Below are 20,031 nucleotides of genomic sequence, written 5' to 3' on the forward strand. Positions count from 1 at the left end.
ATGGCGAAGCTGGGCAAGCGTCTGACCGACGCCTACAAGACCGTTAACCGCGACTCCTTCTACTCGCTGGAAGAGGCCGTCACCCTGGTGAAGGGTGCCGCCAAGGCCAAGTTCGACGAGACCATCGAGATCGCGATGAACCTCGGCATCGATCCGCGCCACGCCGACCAGATGGTCCGCGGCGTCGTGAACCTGCCGAACGGCACCGGCAAGACCGTCCGCGTGGCGGTGTTCGCCCGCGGCGCCAAGGTCGACGAGGCTCTGGCCGCCGGCGCCGACGTTGTCGGCGGCGACGATCTGGCCGAACAGATCCTGGCCGGCAACATCAACTTCGACCGCTGCATCGCCTCGCCCGACATGATGGGCGTGGTCGGCAAGCTCGGTAAGGTTCTCGGCCCGCGCGGCCTGATGCCGAACCCGAAGCTGGGCACCGTGACCCCCGACGTCGCCGGCGCCGTCAAGGCCGCCAAGGCCGGCGCGGTGGAGTTCCGTGCGGAGAAGACCGGTATCGTCCATGCCGGCGTCGGCAAGGTCAGCTTCTCGGAAGAGGCGCTGGTCCAGAACATCCGCGCCTTCGTCGATGCCATCACCCGTGCCAAGCCGACCGGCGCCAAGGGCCAGTATGTGCTCAAGGTGTCGCTGTCGTCGACCATGGGCCCGGGCCTGAAGCTCGACCTCGCCAGCGTGTCGGCTCCGGCCGCCGCCTGACGACCCGTTTCGCCGCCGCCCGGCCCCAGGCCGGCGGCGGCGTCCGGGTGGATTGTCCGAAGGGGAAGCCCCGAGGGCGCCCACCCACCCCTGTCCGAGACCGCTGGTGCCCGACTCTGACCGCAAGGGAAGGGGAGGGCTTAAAATTCACCCGCGCAGACGGGAGTTGAACCGTTTACCCCTCCGGCCCGCCGCATTCCCGCGGTCGGTCCGGTTCAGGAACGGCTTGAACTTCTGGGACAGGTTCGCCGGACCCCCGGCCTTTCGGGGATGGGGGTCCATGTACACCTCTGTGCAAGGAGGCGATCCGTGGATCGTACACAAAAAGAAGCGACGATCGCGGACCTGCATTCGAAGCTCGCGGACACGGGCCTGGTGGTGGTAGCTCACCACCTGGGCCTGACGGTGAAGGAAGTCACCGATCTGCGTGCGAAGGTGCGGGCCGCGGGTGCCGGCTTCAAGGTGACGAAGAACCGGCTCGCCCGCCGCGCCCTTCAGGGCACGCAGTTCGAGGGTCTGGACGGTCTCTTCAAGGGCCCGACGGCGATCGCCTATTCGAAGGATCCGGTTGCGGCCGCCAAGGTCGTCGCCGAGTTCTCGAAGGCGAACGACAAGCTCCAGATCATCGGCGCCGGCCTCGGCAACCAGGTTCTCGACGCCGAAGGCGTCAAGGCCCTGGCGACCCTGCCGTCGCTGGACGAACTGCGCGCCAAGCTCGTGGGCATGATCCAGACCCCGGCGACCCGTATCGCCGGTGTCCTCCAGGCTCCGGGCGGCCAGGTCGCCCGCGTTCTGGCGGCCTACGCGAAGAAGGACGAGGCGGCCTGAGCCGCTCTGTCACAGTTTTATCTGAACCCAGAATCCAAGTCGTTGGAGTAGTAAAATGGCTGATCTGCAGAAGCTCGTCGACGATCTGTCGGCCCTGACCGTCCTGGAAGCCGCCGAGCTGTCCAAGCTCCTCGAAGAGAAGTGGGGCGTCTCCGCCGCCGCTCCGGTGGCCGTCGCCGCCGCCGGCCCGGCCGCTGCCGCCGCCGCTCCGGCCGAAGAGCAGACCGAGTTCACGGTGATCCTCGCCGACGCCGGCGACAAGAAGATCAACGTGATTAAGGAAGTCCGTGCGATCACCGGCCTGGGCCTGAAGGAGGCCAAGGACCTGGTCGAGGGCGCTCCGAAGACCGTCAAGGAAGGCGCCACGAAGGACGAGGCCGCCAAGATCAAGAAGCAGCTTGAAGAAGCCGGCGCCAAGGTCGATATTAAGTAAGACCTTGTTGCGTACGGATCACACAGTACCAAGCCGGACGGCGGTCGGTTCCCCAGGGAGCCGGCCGCCGCACGGCGTTTTCTGCCTTCCGCCGGACCGGGCTCGCCCGGCCCGGCTCTTTCCGTCCCCATCATGGGGATGGCCCGCGCGGGCGCCCTCGGGACCGGTCGACACCAGTCGGCTCGATCCTACGGTCGGTTGAACGGTCGGTATAACGCGCATCACGTACAGACGTTTGGGGACATCCATGGCCAAATCCTTTACGGGTCGTAAACGTGTTCGGAAGAGCTTCGGGCGCATCCCGGAAGTCACCCAGATGCCCAACCTCATCGAGGTGCAGCGCAGCTCCTACGACCACTTCCTGCAAATGGACGTCGCCCCGGAAAAGCGGGCGAACCTGGGCCTGCAGGAAGTCTTCAAGTCGGTCTTCCCGATCAAGGACTTCTCCGACCGCGCGGTGCTGGATTTCGTCAAGTACGAGCTTGAGCAGCCGAAGTACGACGTCGAGGAGTGCCAGCAGCGCGGCATGACCTTCGCGGCCCCGCTGAAGGTGACCCTGCGCCTGTCCGTGTTCGACGTCGAGGAGGACACCGGCCTCCGTTCGATCCGCGACATCAAGGAGCAGGACGTCTACATGGGCGACATGCCCCTGATGACGGCCAACGGCACCTTCATCATCAACGGCACCGAGCGCGTCATCGTCTCCCAGATGCACCGCAGCCCGGGTGTCTTCTTCGACCATGACAAGGGCAAGACCCACGCGTCGGGCAAGTATCTGTTCGCCGCGCGCGTCATCCCCTACCGCGGTTCCTGGCTGGACTTCGAGTTCGATGCCAAGGACCTCGTCTATGTGCGCATCGACCGCCGCCGCAAGCTGCCGGCCACCACGCTGCTGTTCGCCCTGGACAGCGCGGAGACCGAGGCTCTGCGCGCCGAGCGCAAGGCGAACCGCAAGGACCTGCTGCCCTACGAGGCGCAGGGCATGTCGAAGGAAGAGATCCTCAACTACTTCTACGACACCATCACCTACAGCCGCTCCGCCGGCGGCTGGAAGACCCCGTTCAGCGCCGAGCGCATGAAGGGCGTCAAGCTGGCGTCGGACCTGGTCGATGCCGCCACCGGCGCCATCGTCGCTGAGGCCGGCACGAAGATGACCCCGCGCGTCATCAAGAAGCTGGTCGAGGCCGGCCTGACCGAGCAGCAGGTCTCCACCGAGGAGCTGACCGGCCGCTATCTCGCCGTCGACATCATCAACGAGCGCACGGGCGAAGTCCTGTTCGAAGCCGGTGACGAGCTGTCGGCGAGCGACCTGGAGAAGCTGGAGAAGACCGGCGTCGACGAGCTGCCGGTGCTGGCGATCGACCATCTGAACGTCGGCGCCTACATCCGCAACACCATGTCGGCCGACCGCAACGCCAGCCGCGAAGACGCGCTGATCGACATCTACCGCGTCATGCGTCCGGGCGAGCCGCCGACCCTTGAGTCGGCCGAGGCGCTGTTCTCGGGCCTGTTCTTCGACAGCGAGCGCTACGACCTGTCGGCCGTCGGCCGCGTGAAGATGAACGCGCGCCTGAACTTCCAGACCGACGACCAGATGCGTGTTCTCCGCAAGGAGGACATCCTGGAGATCCTGAAGGTTCTGGTGAACCTGAAGGACGGCCGCGGCGAGATCGACGACATCGACCATCTCGGCAACCGCCGCGTCCGCTCGGTCGGCGAGCTGATGGAGAACCAGTACCGCGTCGGCCTGCTGCGCATGGAGCGTGCGATCCGCGAGCGCATGAGCTCGGTCGAGATCGACACGGTGATGCCGCACGACCTGATCAACGCCAAGCCGGCGGCCGCCGCCGTGCGCGAGTTCTTCGGGTCTTCGCAGCTGTCGCAGTTCATGGACCAGACCAACCCGCTGTCCGAGATCACGCACAAGCGTCGTCTCTCGGCTCTCGGCCCGGGCGGTCTGACCCGCGAGCGCGCCGGCTTCGAGGTGCGCGACGTGCACCCGACGCACTATGGCCGCATCTGCCCGATTGAGACCCCGGAAGGCCCGAACATCGGTCTGATCAACTCGCTGGCGACCTACGCCCGCGTCAACCAGTACGGCTTCATCGAGAGCCCCTACCGCAAGGTCATCGACGGCAAGGTCACCAACGAAGTTGTCTATCTGTCGGCGATGGAGGAGGGCCGCTACGTCGTCGCCCAGGCGAACGCCGAGCTGAACCCGGACAACAGCTTCGCCGCCGATCTGGTGTCGTGCCGACAGGGCGGTGAATACCTGATGTTCCGGCCCGAGGCGATCGACCTGATCGACGTGTCGCCGAAGCAGCTGGTGTCCGTCGCCGCGGCGCTGATCCCGTTCCTGGAGAACGACGACGCCAACCGCGCGCTGATGGGCTCGAACATGCAGCGTCAGGCGGTGCCGCTGGTGAAGGCGGACGCGCCGCTGGTCGGCACGGGCATGGAGGCGACCGTCGCCCGCGACAGCGGTGTGACCATCGTCGCCAAGCGCTCGGGCGTCGTCGACCAGGTCGACGCCACCCGCATCGTCGTCCGAGCCACCGACAGCTCCGACAGCACGGCGCCGGGCGTCGACATCTACAACCTGCTGAAGTTCCAGCGGTCCAACCAGAACACCTGCATCACCCAGCGTCCGCTGGTGAAGGTGGGCGACCGGGTGAACGCCGGCGACATCGTGGCCGACGGTCCGTCGACCGACCTGGGCGAGCTGGCGCTCGGCCGGAACGTGCTCGTCGCGTTCATGCCGTGGAACGGCTACAACTTCGAGGATTCGATCCTCATCAACGAGCGCATCGTCAAGGACGACGTCTTCACCTCGATCCACATCGAGGAGTTCGAGGTCATGGCCCGTGACACCAAGCTGGGCCAGGAGGAAATCACCCGCGACATTCCGAACGTGGGTGAGGAAGCTCTGAAGAACCTCGACGAGGCCGGCATCGTCTATATCGGCGCCGAAGTCCGTCCGGGCGACATCCTGGTCGGCAAGGTGACGCCGAAGGGCGAAAGCCCGATGACGCCGGAAGAGAAGCTGCTGCGCGCCATCTTCGGCGAAAAGGCGTCGGACGTCCGCGATACCTCGCTGCGCCTGCCGCCGGGCGTCGTCGGCACCATCGTCGAGGTCCGCGTGTTCAGCCGCCGCGGCGTCGACAAGGACGAGCGCGCGCTCGCCATCGAACGGGCCGAGATCGAGAAGCTGGCCAAGGACCGCGACGACGAGCGCGGCATCCTGGAGCGCAGCTTCTACACCCGCCTGAAGGAAGTGCTGATCGGTCAGACCGCCCAGTCCGGCCCGAAGGGCATGAAGGGCGGGACGGTCCTGACCGACGAGGTGCTGGCCGGCCTGTCGAAGGGCCTGTGGCGCCAGATCGCCATCGCCGACGAGCAGGTGATGGAGACCGTCGAGAACCTGGGCAAGGTGTTCGACGACTCGATCAAGGCCCTGCAGGACCGCTTCGAGAACAAGGTCGACAAGCTGCAGCGCGGTGACGAGCTGCCGCCGGGCGTCATGAAGATGGTCAAGGTCTTCGTCGCGGTGAAGCGCAAGCTGCAGCCGGGCGACAAGATGGCTGGCCGTCACGGCAACAAGGGTGTCGTCTCGCGCATTATCCCGCAGGAGGACATGCCCTACCTGGAGGACGGCACCCCGGTCGATCTGGTGCTGAACCCGCTGGGTGTGCCGTCGCGCATGAATGTCGGTCAGATCCTGGAAACCCACCTCGGTTGGGCGGCCTCGGGTCTCGGCAAGCAGATCGGGCGGGCGGTCGACCAGTACCGTCTGGCGATCCGCCAGAAGGCCGAAGGCGCTCCCCAGCTGGAGGCCCTGCGCAGCACGCTGAAGTCGGCGTACGGCGAGGTGACCTACAACGAGGACATCGCCGACATGACCGACGGCGAGCTGCTGGAGCTGGGCGGCAACCTGCGCAAGGGCGTGCCCTTCGCGACGCCGGTCTTCGATGGCGCCCGCGAGGAGGACATCTGCGTCCATCTGGAACGCGCCGGCTTCGACCGGTCGGGCCAGTCGACGCTGATCGACGGCCGCACCGGCGAGACCTTCGACCGCAAGGTGACCGTCGGCTACATCTACATGCTGAAGCTGCACCACCTGGTGGACGACAAGATCCACGCCCGGTCGATCGGCCCCTACTCGCTGGTCACGCAGCAGCCGCTGGGCGGCAAGGCCCAGTTCGGCGGTCAGCGCTTCGGTGAGATGGAGGTCTGGGCGCTGGAAGCCTACGGCGCCGCCTACACGCTGCAGGAAATGCTGACGGTGAAGTCGGACGACGTGTCCGGCCGCACCAAGGTCTACGAGGCCATCGTCCGCGGCGACGACAACTTCGAGGCCGGCATTCCGGAGTCGTTCAACGTGCTGGTCAAGGAGCTGCGCTCGCTCGGCCTGAACGTCGAACTGAACCAGCGGTCCTACTGAGCCGATTTGACGTGACCAAACCCCGGAACGGTGCGTGCACCGGTCCGGGGTCATGCACTGCCCTTAACCGACAACGCGGCGATGCCAGCGGGAGACGGTCATGAATGAGTTGATGAACATTTTCGGCCAGGTCCAGGGGCCGCAGAGCTTCGATCAGATCCGCATCCAGATCGCGAGCCCCGAGCGGATCCGGTCCTGGTCCTACGGCGAGATCAAGAAGCCGGAAACCATCAACTACCGCACCTTCAAGCCGGAGCGCGACGGCCTGTTCTGCGCCCGCATCTTCGGCCCGATCAAGGATTACGAGTGCTTGTGCGGCAAGTACAAGCGCATGAAGTATCGCGGCATCATCTGCGAGAAGTGCGGCGTCGAGGTCACGCTGTCGAAGGTCCGGCGCGAGCGCATGGGCCATATCGAGCTGGCGTCCCCGGTCGCGCACATCTGGTTCCTGAAGTCGCTGCCGAGCCGCATCGGCCTGCTGCTCGACATGACGCTCAAGGATCTGGAGCGCATCCTCTATTTCGAAAACTACGTCGTCATCGAGCCGGGCCTCACCCCGCTGAAGCTGCATTCGCTGCTCAGCGAGGAAGAGTACATGAACGCTCAGGACGAGTACGGAGAGGACGCCTTCACCGCGTCGATCGGTGCCGAAGCGCTCCGCATCATGCTGTCCGCGCTCGACCTCGACGAGGAGAAGAAGCGCTGCCGTGAGGATCTGCGCGACACCAACTCCGAAGCCAAGCGCAAGAAGCTGGTCAAGCGCCTGAAGCTGATCGACGCCTTCCTGGCCTCGCAGTCGCGCCCCGAATGGATGATCCTGGAAGTCATTCCGGTGATCCCGCCCGAGCTGCGTCCGCTGGTCCCGCTGGACGGCGGCCGCTTCGCCACGTCCGACCTGAACGACCTGTATCGCCGCGTCATCAACCGCAACAACCGTCTGAAGCGGCTGATCGAGCTGAAGGCGCCGGACATCATCGTGCGCAACGAGAAGCGCATGCTGCAGGAGGCCGTCGACGCCCTGTTCGACAACGGCCGCCGCGGCCGCGTCATCACCGGCGCCAACAAGCGTCCGCTGAAGTCGCTGTCCGACATGCTGAAGGGCAAGCAGGGCCGCTTCCGTCAGAACCTGCTCGGCAAGCGCGTCGACTATTCCGGCCGTTCGGTCATCGTCGTCGGTCCGGAGCTGAAGCTGCACCAGTGCGGCCTGCCGAAGAAGATGGCGCTGGAGCTGTTCAAGCCCTTCATCTACGCCAAGCTGGAGCTGTATGGCCTCGCCTCCACCATCAAGGCCGCCAAGCGGATGGTGGAAAAGGAGCGTCCCGAGGTGTGGGACATCCTGGAAGAGGTCATCCGCGAGCATCCGGTGATGCTGAACCGTGCGCCGACGCTGCACCGTCTCGGCATCCAGGCGTTCGAGCCGACGCTGATCGAAGGCAAGGCGATCCAGCTGCACCCGCTGGTCTGCACCGCCTTCAACGCTGACTTCGACGGCGACCAGATGGCCGTGCACGTTCCCCTGAGCCTCGAGGCCCAGCTGGAAGCGCGCGTCCTGATGATGTCGACCAACAACATCCTGTCGCCCGCCAACGGCAAGCCGATCATCGTCCCGTCGCAGGACATCGTGCTGGGCATCTACTACATCTCCATGGATCGCCCCGGTGAGAAGGGCGAGAACATGGTGTTCGCCAACGTCTCGGAGATCGAGCAGGCGCTGAACGCCAAGGTTCTGTCGATCCATGCGAAGATCAAGGCGCGCTACGTCGGCGTGGACGACGAGGGCAACGAGAAGATCACCATCGTCGAGACGACGCCCGGCCGCATGCTCCTGTCGGAGATCCTGCCGCGTCACCCGAAGGTGCCCTTCTCGCTGATCAACCGCGTCCTGACCAAGAAGGACGTCGGCAACGTCATCGACGCCGTCTACCGCCATTGCGGTCAGAAGGAGACGGTGATCTTCGCCGACCGCCTGATGAAGCTGGGCTTCGGCCACGCCTGCCGCGCAGGCATCTCCTTCGGCAAGGACGACATGGTCATCCCCGCCGCCAAGGAGAAGCTGGTCAACGAGTCGAAGGAGCGGGTGAAGGAGTTCGAGCAGCAGTATCTCGACGGTCTGATCACCCAGGGCGAGAAGTACAACAAGGTCGTCGACGTGTGGTCGGAGTGCACCGAAAAGGTCGCCTCCGAGATGATGAAGTCGATCTCGACCACCGAGGCCGGCAAGCCGGTCAACTCCGTGTACATGATGGCCCACTCCGGTGCGCGCGGTTCCGCCGCGCAGATCCGTCAGCTGGCCGGCATGCGCGGCCTGATGGCCAAGCCGTCGGGCGAGATCATCGAGACGCCGATCATCTCGAACTTCAAGGAAGGCCTGACCGTGCTGGAGTACTTCAACTCCACCCACGGCGCCCGCAAGGGTCTGGCCGACACCGCCTTGAAGACCGCCAACTCGGGTTACCTCACCCGCCGTCTGGTCGACGTGGCGCAGGACGCCATCATCGTCGAGCATGATTGCGGCACCGAGCGCGGCATCACGGTGAAGGCCGTGATCGACGGCGGCGAGGTCATCAGCCCGCTGGGCGACCGCATCCTCGGCCGCACCGCGGTCGGCGACGTGATCGACCCGCTGAACGGCGAGCTGATCATTGAGGACGGCGGCCTGATCGACGAGCCGACGGTCGACCGCATCGAGCGGTCGGGCATCGACTCGGTCAAGATCCGCTCGGTCCTGACCTGCGAGACCCGCGACGGCGTCTGCGCCAAGTGCTACGGCCGTGACCTGGCCCGCGGCACGCTGGTGAACACCGGCGAGGCGGTCGGCGTCATCGCGGCGCAGTCGATCGGCGAGCCGGGCACCCAGCTGACGATGCGTACCTTCCACATCGGCGGCGCGGCGCAGCGCGGTGCCGAGCAGAGCCAGATCGAGGCGGCGTTCGACGCGACGGTGCGGATCAACAACCGCAACGTCGTCATGAACTCGTCGGGCATCCCGGTCGTCATGGGCCGCAGCACCGAAGTCGTCCTGCTCGACGACCAGGGCCGCGAGCGTGCGCGTCACCGCGTGCCGTACGGCGCCAAGCTGCTGGCCGACGAGGGCGTGAAGGTCGAACGCGGCGCCAAGCTGGCGGAGTGGGACCCCTACACCCTGCCGATCATCACCGAGCGCGCCGGTACCGCCCGCTACATCGACCTCGTGGAAGGCATCTCCATGCGCGAGGTGATGGACGAGGCGACGGGCATCAGCTCCAAGGTGGTGGTCGACTGGCGCCAGCAGCCGCGCGGTGCCGATCTGAAGCCGCGCATCGCGCTGGTGGACGAGCGGGGCGACCTGATCACCCTGCCGAATGGCCTGGAAGCCCGCTACTTCATGTCGGTGGACGCCATCCTGTCGGTGGAGAACGGTGCCGAGGTGAAGGCCGGCGACGTGCTGGCGCGTATCCCGCGCGAGTCGTCGAAGACCCGCGACATCACCGGCGGTCTGCCGCGCGTGGCCGAACTGTTCGAGGCGCGTCGTCCGAAGGACTTCGCCATCATCTCGGAGATGAGCGGCCGCGTCGAATTCGGTAAGGACTACAAGACCAAGCGCCGCATCGTCGTCCGCAACGACGAGACCGGCGACGAGAAGGAGTATCTGATCCCGAAGGGCAAGCACATCTCCGTGCAGGAAGGCGATTACGTCGAGCGCGGCGATCTGCTGATGGACGGCAACCCGGTGCCGCACGACATCCTGGCGGTGATGGGTGTGGAGGCCTTGGCCGACTACCTGATCAACGAGATCCAGGACGTCTATCGACTGCAGGGCGTGAAGATCAACGACAAGCACATCGAGGTGATCGTTCGCCAGATGCTGCAGAAGGTCGAGATCACCGACGCCGGCGAGACCACCTTCCTGGTGGGCGAGCAGGTCGACCGTCAGGAGTTCGATGAGGAGAACGAGAAGACCGTTGCGGAGGGCCTGCAGCCGGCCCACGGCCATCCGGTTCTCCAGGGCATCACCAAGGCCAGCCTGCAGACGCGTTCCTTCATCTCGGCCGCGTCGTTCCAGGAAACCACCCGCGTCCTCACGGAAGCGGCCGTCGGCGGCAAGGTCGACAACCTGGAAGGCCTGAAGGAGAACGTCATCGTCGGCCGTCTGATCCCGGCCGGCACGGGCTCCGTGGTGAACCGCCTGAAGCTGATCGCCGCCGAGCGTGACCGCGAGGCGGCCCTGGAAGCCGGCGCGCCGGAGGAAACTCCGGCCCTGCCGACCCCGGGCGAGGAAAGCTCCGCGGCCTGATCCTTCGGGTCGATCGGGTAGGGGAGGGGCGCGTTCCGCGAGGGACGCGCCCTTTTCCTTTCGGCCCTGCCGGGGCGCTGCGGCACCGTCTCCAGGGTGAAATACCGTCCTTGACTCTCCCGCGGCCTTTCCCTAAAGTCCGGCCACTTCAGAGGACCTCGGGGCTCTCCGTGCGTCCGCTTGAATCCACCGATCCCGCCGGTCGGAGTCCTCCGATCGGCTTTCGCTCATTCAGCCCGCTCGGAACGGCGACGTTTCGCAGGCGGGCTTTTGCTTCGTCCGGCTCGTCCGGCCGAGTGATCTTGAAGGGATGAAGGGCAGATATGCCGACGATCAACCAGTTGATCCGTAAGCCGCGCGAGCCGTTGGCCGCGCGCAACAAGGTTCCCGCGATGGAGGCCTGCCCGCAGAAGCGTGGCGTCTGCACTCGCGTCTACACCACCACCCCGAAGAAGCCGAACTCGGCGCTCCGTAAGGTTGCCCGCGTTCGTCTGACGAACGGCTTCGAGGTGACGAGCTACATCCCTGGTGAGGGCCACAACCTCCAGGAACACTCGGTGGTCATGATCCGCGGCGGTCGTGTGAAGGATCTTCCCGGCGTTCGCTACCACATCATTCGCGGCACGCTGGATACCCAGGGCGTCAAGGATCGTAAGCAGCGTCGTTCGAAGTACGGCGCGAAGCGTCCGAAGTAAGGAGAACTCACGATGTCCCGTCGTCATCGCGCCGAGAAGCGTGAAGTCCTGCCGGACGCCAAGTACGGCGACCGCGTCCTGACGAAGTTCATGAACTGCCTGATGCTGGACGGCAAGAAGTCGGCCGCCGAAGGCATCGTCTATGGTGCGCTCGGCCGCATTGAGGTCAAGACCAAGAACGATCCCGTTCAGGTCTTCCACGATGCCCTCGCCAACGTGAAGCCGCACCTGGAAGTCCGCAGCCGCCGTGTCGGCGGTGCGACCTACCAGGTTCCGGTCGAGGTCCGTTCGGACCGCGCCCAGGCTCTCGCCATCCGCTGGCTGATCAGCGCCGCCCGCGCCCGCTCGGAAAACACCATGACCGAGCGTCTGTCGGGTGAGCTGCTCGACGCCGCCAGCCAGCGCGGCACCGCCGTGAAGAAGCGCGAAGACACGCACCGCATGGCGGAAGCCAACAAGGCGTTCTCGCACTACCGCTGGTAAGGTTCACGCCTGTCCTGGTGATTTTGCATGCCCCGTTCGCACGCCCTCGACCGTTACCGCAACATCGGCATCATGGCTCACATTGATGCCGGCAAGACGACGACGACCGAGCGCATCCTGTTCTATACCGGCAAGTCCTATCGCATGGGCGAAGTCAATGACGGCACCGCCGTCATGGACTGGATGGAGCAGGAGCAGGAGCGGGGCATCACCATCACCTCGGCAGCCACGACCTGTTTCTGGCGCGACCACCGCATCAACATCATCGACACGCCCGGCCACGTGGATTTCACCATCGAGGTCGAGCGGTCCTTGCGTGTCCTGGATGGCGCCGTCGCCATCTTTGACGCTGTTGCGGGGGTCGAGCCCCAGACGGAAACCGTGTGGCGGCAGGCCGACAAGTACGGCGTGCCGCGCATGGCCTTCGTCAACAAGATGGACCGCGTCGGCGCGGATTTCGCTGGCTGCGTGTCCATGATGGCCGACCGGCTGGGCGTTAAGCCGCTGGTCCTGCAGCTTCCCATCGGCGTTGAAGCCGGCTTCTCCGGCATCGTCGATCTGGTCGCCATGCGCGCCACGATCTGGAAGGCCGAGACGCTCGGCGCCGAATTCGAACACACTGAGATTCCCGAGGAACTGGCCGATACGGCAGCGAGCGCCCGTCAGGCGCTGCTGGAAGCCGTGCTGGACCTCGACGAGGCGGCGATGGCCGCCTATCTGGAGCGCGGCGAGGAGCCTGCGCCCGATGCCCTGCGTGCACTGATCCGCAAAGGCACGATTGCCGGCGCCGTCGTGCCCGTGCTCTGCGGTTCCGCTTTCCGCAACAAGGGCATCCAGCCGATGCTCGACGCGGTGGTCCACTACCTGCCGGCGCCGAACGACATCGGCGCGGTGACGGGCCATGCGGTCGGAGGCGACCGTTCGGAGGAGCGCGCGGCCAACGACAGTGCGCCGTTCTCGGGTCTTGCCTTCAAGGTGATGAATGATCCCTATGTCGGGACGCTCACCTTCTGCCGCATCTATTCCGGCACCGCCACCGTGGGCGACTGGATGCTCAACCCGGTCAAGGGTGAGCGCGAGAAGATCGGCCGCATGCTGCTGATGCATGCCAACAGCCGCGAGGACATCGAGCGCGCCCACACCGGCGACATCGTGGCTTTCGCTGGGCTGGAGCACACCGCGACCGGCGATACCCTCTGCGATCCCGCCAAGCCCATCGTACTGGAGCGGCTTGACGTTCCGGAACCGGTGATCGAGATCGTGGTCGAGCCGCGCACCGAGGCCGACCAGGAGAAGATGGCGGCGGCCCTGAACCGGTTGGGCCACGAAGACCCGTCGATGCGCGTGTCAGTCGACCGCGAGAGCGGCCAGACCGTCATCCGCGGCATGGGCGAACTGCACCTGGACATCGTCGTCGACCGGATGAAGCGCGAGTTCCGCGTGGACGCGTCCGTCGGCGCGCCGAAGGTCGCCTATCGCGAGACCGTGCTGCGCGCCGCCGAGGTGGATCACACCCACGCCCGCCAGACCGGCGACCGCGCCCAGTTCGCGCGGGTGACGCTGAAGGTCGAGGCGCTGGACCGCGGCGCCGGCTTCGTGTTCGAGAACCGCGCGGCCGCCCTGCCGCGGGACTTCGTCGCCGGTGTGCAGCGCGGGCTGGAGGCCGCCAAGGACAGCGGCGTCGTCGCCGGCTACCCGGTCGTCGACGTCAAGGTGACGCTGGCCGGCGGCGAGACCCACGACGTCGACTCCTCGCCGCTCGCATTCGAGCTGGCGGCGCGGACCGCCTTCCGGGAGGCGATGACAAAAGCCGCTCCGGCGCTGTTGGAACCGCTGATGCGGGTCGAAATCATCACGCCGGACGACTATATGGGCGACGTCATCGGCGACCTGAACGGTCGCCGTGGACAGATCACCGGCATGGACCAGCGCGGCAACGCGCGAATCGTCACGGGACTGGTTCCCTTGGCGGCCATGTTCGGCTATGTGAATTCCCTGCGCTCCATGAGTCAGGGCCGCGCGCAGTACAGCATGCAGTTCGACCATTATGAGCCGGTGCCACAGGCCATCGCGGACGGCGTCCGCGCCAAGGTGGCCTGAAGACCGCTGGAACGATTGAGAAACGGAGAGACCAACCCATGGCCAAGGCAAAGTTCGAGCGGAACAAGCCGCACTGCAACGTTGGCACGATCGGCCACGTCGACCACGGCAAGACGTCGCTGACGGCGGCGATCACGAAGGTGCTGGCGGAGTCCGGCGGCGCCACCTTCACCGCTTACGACCAGATCGACAAGGCGCCGGAAGAGAAGGCGCGCGGCATCACGATCTCGACCGCCCACGTGGAGTACGAGACGAACAACCGCCACTACGCGCACGTCGACTGCCCGGGCCACGCCGACTACGTGAAGAACATGATCACGGGTGCCGCCCAGATGGACGGCGCGATCCTGGTCGTGTCGGCCGCCGACGGCCCGATGCCGCAGACCCGCGAGCACATCCTGCTGGCTCGCCAGGTCGGCGTTCCGGCGCTGGTGGTGTTCATGAACAAGGTCGACATGGTCGACGATCCGGAGCTGCTGGAGCTGGTCGAGCTGGAAGTTCGCGAGCTGCTGTCCTCCTACCAGTTCCCGGGCGACGACATTCCGATCGTCAAGGGCTCGGCGCTGTGCGCGCTGGAAGACCGTCAGCCGGAGATCGGCCGTGACGCCGTTCTGAAGCTGATGGCCGAGGTCGACGCCTACATCCCGCAGCCGGAGCGTCCGAAGGACCGTCCGTTCCTGATGCCGATCGAAGACGTGTTCTCGATCTCGGGCCGCGGCACCGTGGTGACCGGCCGTGTCGAGCGCGGCATCGTGAAGGTTGGTGACGAAGTCGAGATCGTCGGCCTGAAGGCGACGGTGAAGACCACGGTGACCGGCGTCGAGATGTTCCGCAAGCTGCTCGACTCGGGTGAGGCCGGCGACAACATCGGCGCGCTGCTGCGCGGCACGAAGCGCGAGGACGTCGAGCGCGGCCAGGTTCTGGCCAAGCCGGGTTCGATCACCCCGCACACCAAGTTCAAGGCCGAAGCCTACATCCTGACGAAGGAAGAGGGCGGCCGCCACACCCCGTTCTTCACCAACTACCGTCCGCAGTTCTACTTCCGTACGACGGACGTGACGGGCATGGTCTCGCTGCCGGAAGGCGTCGAGATGGTGATGCCGGGCGACAACGTCGCCATGGACGTGGCTCTGATCGCCCCGATCGCCATGGACGAAGGCCTGCGCTTCGCCATCCGCGAAGGCGGCCGCACCGTCGGCGCCGGCGTCGTTGCCAAGATCATCGAGTGATGACCGGTCCGGCCGCCGCCGCAAGGTGAAGGCCGGAAGGGAAGGGTAGGGCGGCGGGACGCATCCCGCCGCCGGTTGTAAGAGACGGGCCGTCTTCCCCGCGAAAGCAGGAAGGGCGGCCCGCCCGGTTCTAGCCATCGGGCGTCGGCGTTCGGGACCGTCCGCCTGTCGATCCGGCTTCCTCCGATCCGGGGGACGATTCAGGATTGACACGCGGGCACTGAACGCCTAGAGATTACGCCCTCTGGATTTTGGGTTGGTGGTAGGCAGCTTCGGCCTAGACGCAGCCCGAGACGAACGGCACGGCGCGCCTCCACGGGGGGCGCGTCGTCTGCTGAACGGAACATCCCCTTCGCGCCTTGTGCGCGGGGGATGTTCTTTTTCGTATCGGCCCGTCGCATCGGTCACAGTGTCGCCCGTCGGCCCCGCTTCGGTGGTTCGGCGCGCGGCCTTGCGCTGTCGGCGAAGCCCCAAAGCAGCTCGTGGAGTTCCGGTGACGCGTCCGCGTCATCGCTAGAAGGTGCAAGGGACGTTTGGACATGGACAGCCAGAACATCCGCATCCGTCTGAAGGCGTTCGATCATCGCGTGCTCGACCAGTCGACCAGCGAGATCGTCAACACCGCCAAGCGGACCGGCGCGCGCGTGCGGGGCCCGATCCCCCTGCCGACGCACATCGAAAAGTTCACCGTGAACCGCTCGCCGCACATCGACAAGAAGTCGCGTGAGCAGTTCGAGATCCGCACCCACAAGCGCCTGCTCGACATCGTCGATCCGACGCCGCAGACCGTGGATGCGCTGATGAAGCTCGACCTCGCCGCCGGCGTCGACGTCGAGATCAAGCTCTGATTTTGGTTGGTAAGGGACCTCTCCAATCACGGATGTCCCTGGTCAGGAGATAAAGAACAATGCGATCCGGTTTGATCGCGCAGAAGGTCGGCATGACCCGCGTCTTCACGGACGACGGCCAGCATGTTCCGGTCACTGTGCTGAAAGTCGACAGCTGCCAGGTCGTCGCCGTTCGCACCGAGGAGAAGGATGGCTACACCGCCGTCCAGCTCGGCGCGGGCGCCATCAAGGTCAAGAACGTCAACAAGCCTGAGCGTGGGCATTTCGCCAAGGCGCGCGTGGAACCGAAGCGCAAGCTGGTCGAGTTCCGCGTCGATGCCGATGCCCTGATCGAAGTCGGCGCCGAGCTGTCGGCCGCCCACTTCGTCGCCGGCCAGTACGTCGACGTCACCGGCACCTCCATCGGTAAGGGCTTCGCCGGTCCGATGAAGCGCTGGAACTTCGGTGGTCTGCGCGCCACGCACGGCGTGTCGGTGTCGCACCGCTCGCACGGTTCGACGGGTAACCGTCAGGACCCCGGCAAGGTCTTCAAGAACAAGAAGATGGCCGGTCATCTCGGTGACGAGAAGGTCACGGTCCTGAACCTCCAGGTCGTTGCCGTCGACGAAGCCCGTGGTCTGATCATGCTCAAGGGTGCCGTCCCCGGCGCCGAGGGCGGTTGGCTGCGCATCCGTGACGCCGTCAAGAAGAAGGCTCCGGAAGGCCTGCCCTTCCCGGCCGGCATCAAGTCTGCTCCGGCGGCGGAAGCCCCGGCCGAGACGCAGGAGTGAGCGCCATGAAGGCCACGATCAAGAACCTGAACAACGAAGCCGTCGGCGAGATCGAGCTGTCGGATGCCGTGTTCGGCCTGCCGACCCGCACCGACCTGCTGGCCCGCATGGTCAACTGGCAGCTGGCCAAGCGCCGCTCCGGTAACCACAAGACCAAGGGCATCAGCGAGATCAGCGGCACGACCAAGAAGCCCTACTCTCAGAAGGGCACCGGTCGCGCTCGTCAGGGCTCCATCCGTTCGCCGCAGTTCCGCGGCGGTGCGACCATCTTCGGCCCGGTCGTGCGTTCGCACGCCCATGAGCTGACGAAGAAGGTCCGCAAGCTGGCGCTCAAGACCGCCCTGTCGGCCAAGGCCGCCGAGGGCAAGCTGATCGTTCTCGAGGCTGCCGCTGCCGAGACGCACAAGACCAAGGAGCTGGCGGCCCGCCTCGCCACCCTCGGCCTGACGTCCGCGCTGATCATCGATGGCTCGAACCTGGACGAGAACTTCGCCAAGGCTTCGCGCAACATCCCGCTGATCGACGTGCTGCCGGAGCAGGGCGCCAACGTCTACGACATTCTCCGCCGCGACACGCTGGTCCTGACCCGCAACGCGGTCGAGCAACTGGAGGCTCGCCTGAAATGAGCAAGCAGTCGAAACCTGCGGTGAGCCAGGAGCGGATGTACGACCTGATCCTCGCTCCCGTCATCACCGAGAAGTCGACGTTGGTGTCGGAGCATAACCAGGTCACGTTCCGCGTGCCGCTCACGGCCTCCAAGCCGGAGATCAAGGCCGCCGTTGAAGGCCTCTTCAACGTCAAGGTGACCGCGGTCAACACCCTGGTTTCCAAGGGCAAGACCAAGCGGTTCCGCGGCACCATCGGCCGTCGCTCGGACTTCAAGAAGGCCGTCGTCACCCTCGCCGAGGGTAACAAGATCGACGTGACCACGGGCATCTGAGCGGGAGTGTGATCCGATGGCTCTGAAGCAATACCGCCCGATTACGCCGTCGCTCCGCCAGCTGGTCATCGTCGACCGCTCGGAGCTGTGGAAGGGCAAGCCGGTCAAGACCCTCACCGAGGGCCTGACCAAGTCTGGTGGCCGCAACAACACCGGCCGCATCACTGCGCGCCGCATGGGTGGCGGTCACAAGCGCGTCTACCGTCTGGTGGACTTCAAGCGTCGCAAGTTCGACGTTCCGGCCACCGTCGAGCGGCTGGAATATGATCCGAACCGCACGGCCTTCATCGCGCTGATCAAGTACCAGGATGGGACCCTGTCCTACATCCTGGCGCCGCAGCGCCTGAAGGTTGGCGACACGGTGATCTCGGGCGAGCGCGTCGACGTGAAGCCCGGCAACGCCATGCCGCTGAAGAACATCCCCGTCGGTTCGATCGTGCACAACGTCGAGCTGAAGGCCGGCAAGGGTGGTCAGGTGGCTCGTTCCGCCGGCACCTACCTGCAGCTGGTCGGCCGCGACGGTGGCTACGCCCAGCTGAAGCTCCCCTCGGGCGAGCTGCGCATGGTCCGTGGCGAGTGCATGGCCACCCTCGGTGCCGTGTCCAACCCGGACCAGATGAACACCAACCTGGGCAAGGCCGGCCGCAACCGCTGGCTGGGCAAGCGTCCGTCGGTCCGTGGCGTCGCCATGAACCCGATCGACCACCCGCACGGTGGTGGTGAGGGTCGCACCTCGGGCGGCCGTCATCCGGTCACGCCGTGGGGCAAGCCGACCAAGGGCAAGAAGACTCGTCACAACAAGAAGACGGATGGCCTGATCCTGCGCCGCCGTCATTCGAAGTAAGGAGGTCGAACGATGGCACGCTCCGTTTGGAAGGGCCCGTTCGTCGACGGCTATCTGCTGAAGAAGGCGGACAAGAGCCGGGCTTCGGGCCGCAACGAGATCATCAAGATCTGGTCGCGTCGTTCGACCATCCTGCCGCAGTTCGTCGGTCTGACGTTCGGCGTCTACAACGGCCACAAGTTCCTGCCGGTTCTGGTTACCGAGCACATGATCGGTCACAAGTTCGGCGAGTTCGCTCCGACGCGCACCTTCTACGGCCACGCGGCGGACAAGAAGGCGAAGAGGAAGTAAGCCATGGGCAAGCCTGCCAACCCCAGCCGGGTCGCGGAGAACGAGGCTCTGGCCCGCAATCCGATGATCCGCACCAGCCCGCGGAAGCTCAACCTCGTCGCCCAGCTCATCCGGAACATGGATGCCAGCCGCGCCGTGGCCGAGCTGACCTTCTCCAAGCGCCGCATCGCCGGCGAGGTGAAGAAGGTCCTGCAGGCCGCGATCGCGAACGCCGAGAACAACCACCAGCTCGACGTCGACCGTCTGTACGTGTCGTCGGCGACGGTCGGTCGCGCTCTGGTGATGAAGCGCTTCCACGCCCGTGCCCGCGGTCGCGGCGCCCGGGTCGAGAAGCTGTTCAGCAACCTGACGATCATCGTCCGCGAGCGTGACGCCGCCGTTGCCGAGGGGGCCGAGTAATGGGTCAGAAAATCAATCCGATCGGGCTGCGCCTCGGCATCAACCGGACCTGGGACAGCCGTTGGTTCGCCAAGCGCGACTACGCCAACCTGCTGCACCAGGACCTGAAGCTGCGCGGCTACCTGCAGGGCCGCCTGCAGCAGGCCGGTTGCTCGCGCGTCGTGATCGAACGTCCGGCCAAGAAGGCCCGCGTCACCATCCACTCGGCTCGTCCGGGCGTGGTGATCGGCAAGAAGGGCGCGGACATCGAGAAGCTGCGTCAAGAGCTGTCGAAGATGACCGGCAGCGAGGTGAGCCTGAACATCGTCGAGATCCGCAAGCCGGAGATCGACGCTCGCCTCATCGCCGAGAACATCGCCAGCCAGCTGGAGCGCCGCGTGGCGTTCCGCCGCGCCATGAAGCGCGCCGTGCAGTCCGCCATGCGTCTGGGCGCCCAGGGCATCCGGATCAACTGCTCCGGCCGTCTGGGCGGCGCGGAAATCGCCCGCATGGAGTGGTACCGCGAGGGCCGCGTTCCGCTGCACACCCTGCGCGCCGACATCGATTACGGTGTGGGCACCGCCAAGACCACCTACGGCACCTGCGGTGTCAAGGTGTGGGTGTTCAAGGGCGAGGTCATGGCTCACGACCCGATGGCGCAGGATAAGCGCATGGGTTCCGAGCCGGTGTCGACCGACGGCGAGCCGCGCCGCGATCGTCACGATCGCCGCGACCGTCGCGAGCGCTCCGAGCGCTCCGAACGCGAGTAA

The 20,031-nt window shown here is 65.8% G+C and carries 17 protein-coding genes; all 17 read left to right on the top strand.

The window, feature by feature from the left end:
* Complete coding sequence (rplA, locus tag AB8P05_RS11850) at positions 1-708, top strand: 50S ribosomal protein L1 (protein ID WP_455170987.1); 708 nt, start codon at positions 1-3, stop codon at positions 706-708.
* 309 nt (positions 709-1,017) lie between these two features.
* On the top strand, positions 1,018-1,536 hold the full coding sequence (gene rplJ / locus AB8P05_RS11855; RefSeq protein ID WP_455170988.1) for a 50S ribosomal protein L10: 519 nt from the start codon (positions 1,018-1,020) through the stop codon (positions 1,534-1,536).
* A 55-nt stretch (positions 1,537-1,591) separates the two neighbouring features.
* Complete coding sequence (rplL, locus tag AB8P05_RS11860; protein ID WP_472758078.1) at positions 1,592-1,969, top strand: 50S ribosomal protein L7/L12; 378 nt, start codon at positions 1,592-1,594, stop codon at positions 1,967-1,969.
* A gap of 247 nt (positions 1,970-2,216) precedes the next feature.
* A complete protein-coding gene (rpoB, locus tag AB8P05_RS11865; protein ID WP_472758079.1) occupies positions 2,217-6,410 on the top strand; it encodes a DNA-directed RNA polymerase subunit beta in 4,194 nt (1,397 codons plus the stop codon).
* 100 nt (positions 6,411-6,510) lie between these two features.
* A complete protein-coding gene (gene rpoC / locus AB8P05_RS11870; protein WP_472758080.1) occupies positions 6,511-10,683 on the top strand; it encodes a DNA-directed RNA polymerase subunit beta' in 4,173 nt (1,390 codons plus the stop codon).
* A gap of 323 nt (positions 10,684-11,006) precedes the next feature.
* Entirely contained in the window at positions 11,007-11,378 is a 372-nt protein-coding gene (rpsL, locus tag AB8P05_RS11875; RefSeq protein WP_012973201.1) for a 30S ribosomal protein S12, read from the top strand.
* 12 nt (positions 11,379-11,390) lie between these two features.
* The gene (gene rpsG / locus AB8P05_RS11880) at positions 11,391-11,861 is read left to right on the top strand and encodes a 30S ribosomal protein S7 (RefSeq protein ID WP_012973202.1); all 471 of its coding nucleotides are present in this window, start codon (positions 11,391-11,393) and stop codon (positions 11,859-11,861) included.
* Positions 11,862-11,888: 27 nt separating this feature from the next.
* Positions 11,889-13,961: an elongation factor G gene (gene fusA, locus AB8P05_RS11885; protein ID WP_472758081.1), complete on the top strand. Its 2,073-nt coding sequence runs from the start codon at positions 11,889-11,891 to the stop codon at positions 13,959-13,961.
* A gap of 38 nt (positions 13,962-13,999) precedes the next feature.
* Positions 14,000-15,190, top strand: a complete 1,191-nt coding sequence (gene tuf, locus AB8P05_RS11890) for an elongation factor Tu (RefSeq protein WP_455170986.1) — start codon at positions 14,000-14,002, stop codon at positions 15,188-15,190.
* Positions 15,191-15,729: 539 nt separating this feature from the next.
* On the top strand, positions 15,730-16,038 hold the full coding sequence (gene rpsJ, locus AB8P05_RS11895; RefSeq protein WP_012973204.1) for a 30S ribosomal protein S10: 309 nt from the start codon (positions 15,730-15,732) through the stop codon (positions 16,036-16,038).
* A 59-nt stretch (positions 16,039-16,097) separates the two neighbouring features.
* The gene (gene rplC / locus AB8P05_RS11900) at positions 16,098-16,808 is read left to right on the top strand and encodes a 50S ribosomal protein L3 (protein ID WP_472758082.1); all 711 of its coding nucleotides are present in this window, start codon (positions 16,098-16,100) and stop codon (positions 16,806-16,808) included.
* A gap of 5 nt (positions 16,809-16,813) precedes the next feature.
* Positions 16,814-17,434, top strand: a complete 621-nt coding sequence (gene rplD, locus AB8P05_RS11905) for a 50S ribosomal protein L4 (RefSeq protein ID WP_063633868.1) — start codon at positions 16,814-16,816, stop codon at positions 17,432-17,434.
* On the top strand, positions 17,431-17,748 hold the full coding sequence (locus AB8P05_RS11910; protein ID WP_012973207.1) for a 50S ribosomal protein L23: 318 nt from the start codon (positions 17,431-17,433) through the stop codon (positions 17,746-17,748). Before rplD ends, AB8P05_RS11910 begins: the two co-directional genes overlap by 4 nt.
* 16 nt (positions 17,749-17,764) lie before the next feature.
* Positions 17,765-18,592, top strand: coding sequence for a 50S ribosomal protein L2 (gene rplB / locus AB8P05_RS11915; protein ID WP_455170993.1), 828 nt, complete (start codon positions 17,765-17,767; stop codon positions 18,590-18,592).
* A gap of 12 nt (positions 18,593-18,604) precedes the next feature.
* A complete protein-coding gene (rpsS, locus tag AB8P05_RS11920) occupies positions 18,605-18,883 on the top strand; it encodes a 30S ribosomal protein S19 (RefSeq protein WP_012973209.1) in 279 nt (92 codons plus the stop codon).
* A 3-nt stretch (positions 18,884-18,886) separates the two neighbouring features.
* On the top strand, positions 18,887-19,282 hold the full coding sequence (gene rplV, locus AB8P05_RS11925; protein WP_042694102.1) for a 50S ribosomal protein L22: 396 nt from the start codon (positions 18,887-18,889) through the stop codon (positions 19,280-19,282).
* On the top strand, positions 19,282-20,031 hold the full coding sequence (rpsC, locus tag AB8P05_RS11930; protein WP_455170994.1) for a 30S ribosomal protein S3: 750 nt from the start codon (positions 19,282-19,284) through the stop codon (positions 20,029-20,031). The genes rplV and rpsC overlap by 1 nt, the downstream gene beginning before the upstream one ends.

This window comes from Azospirillum sp. VT-I1 (genome assembly GCF_055698305.1).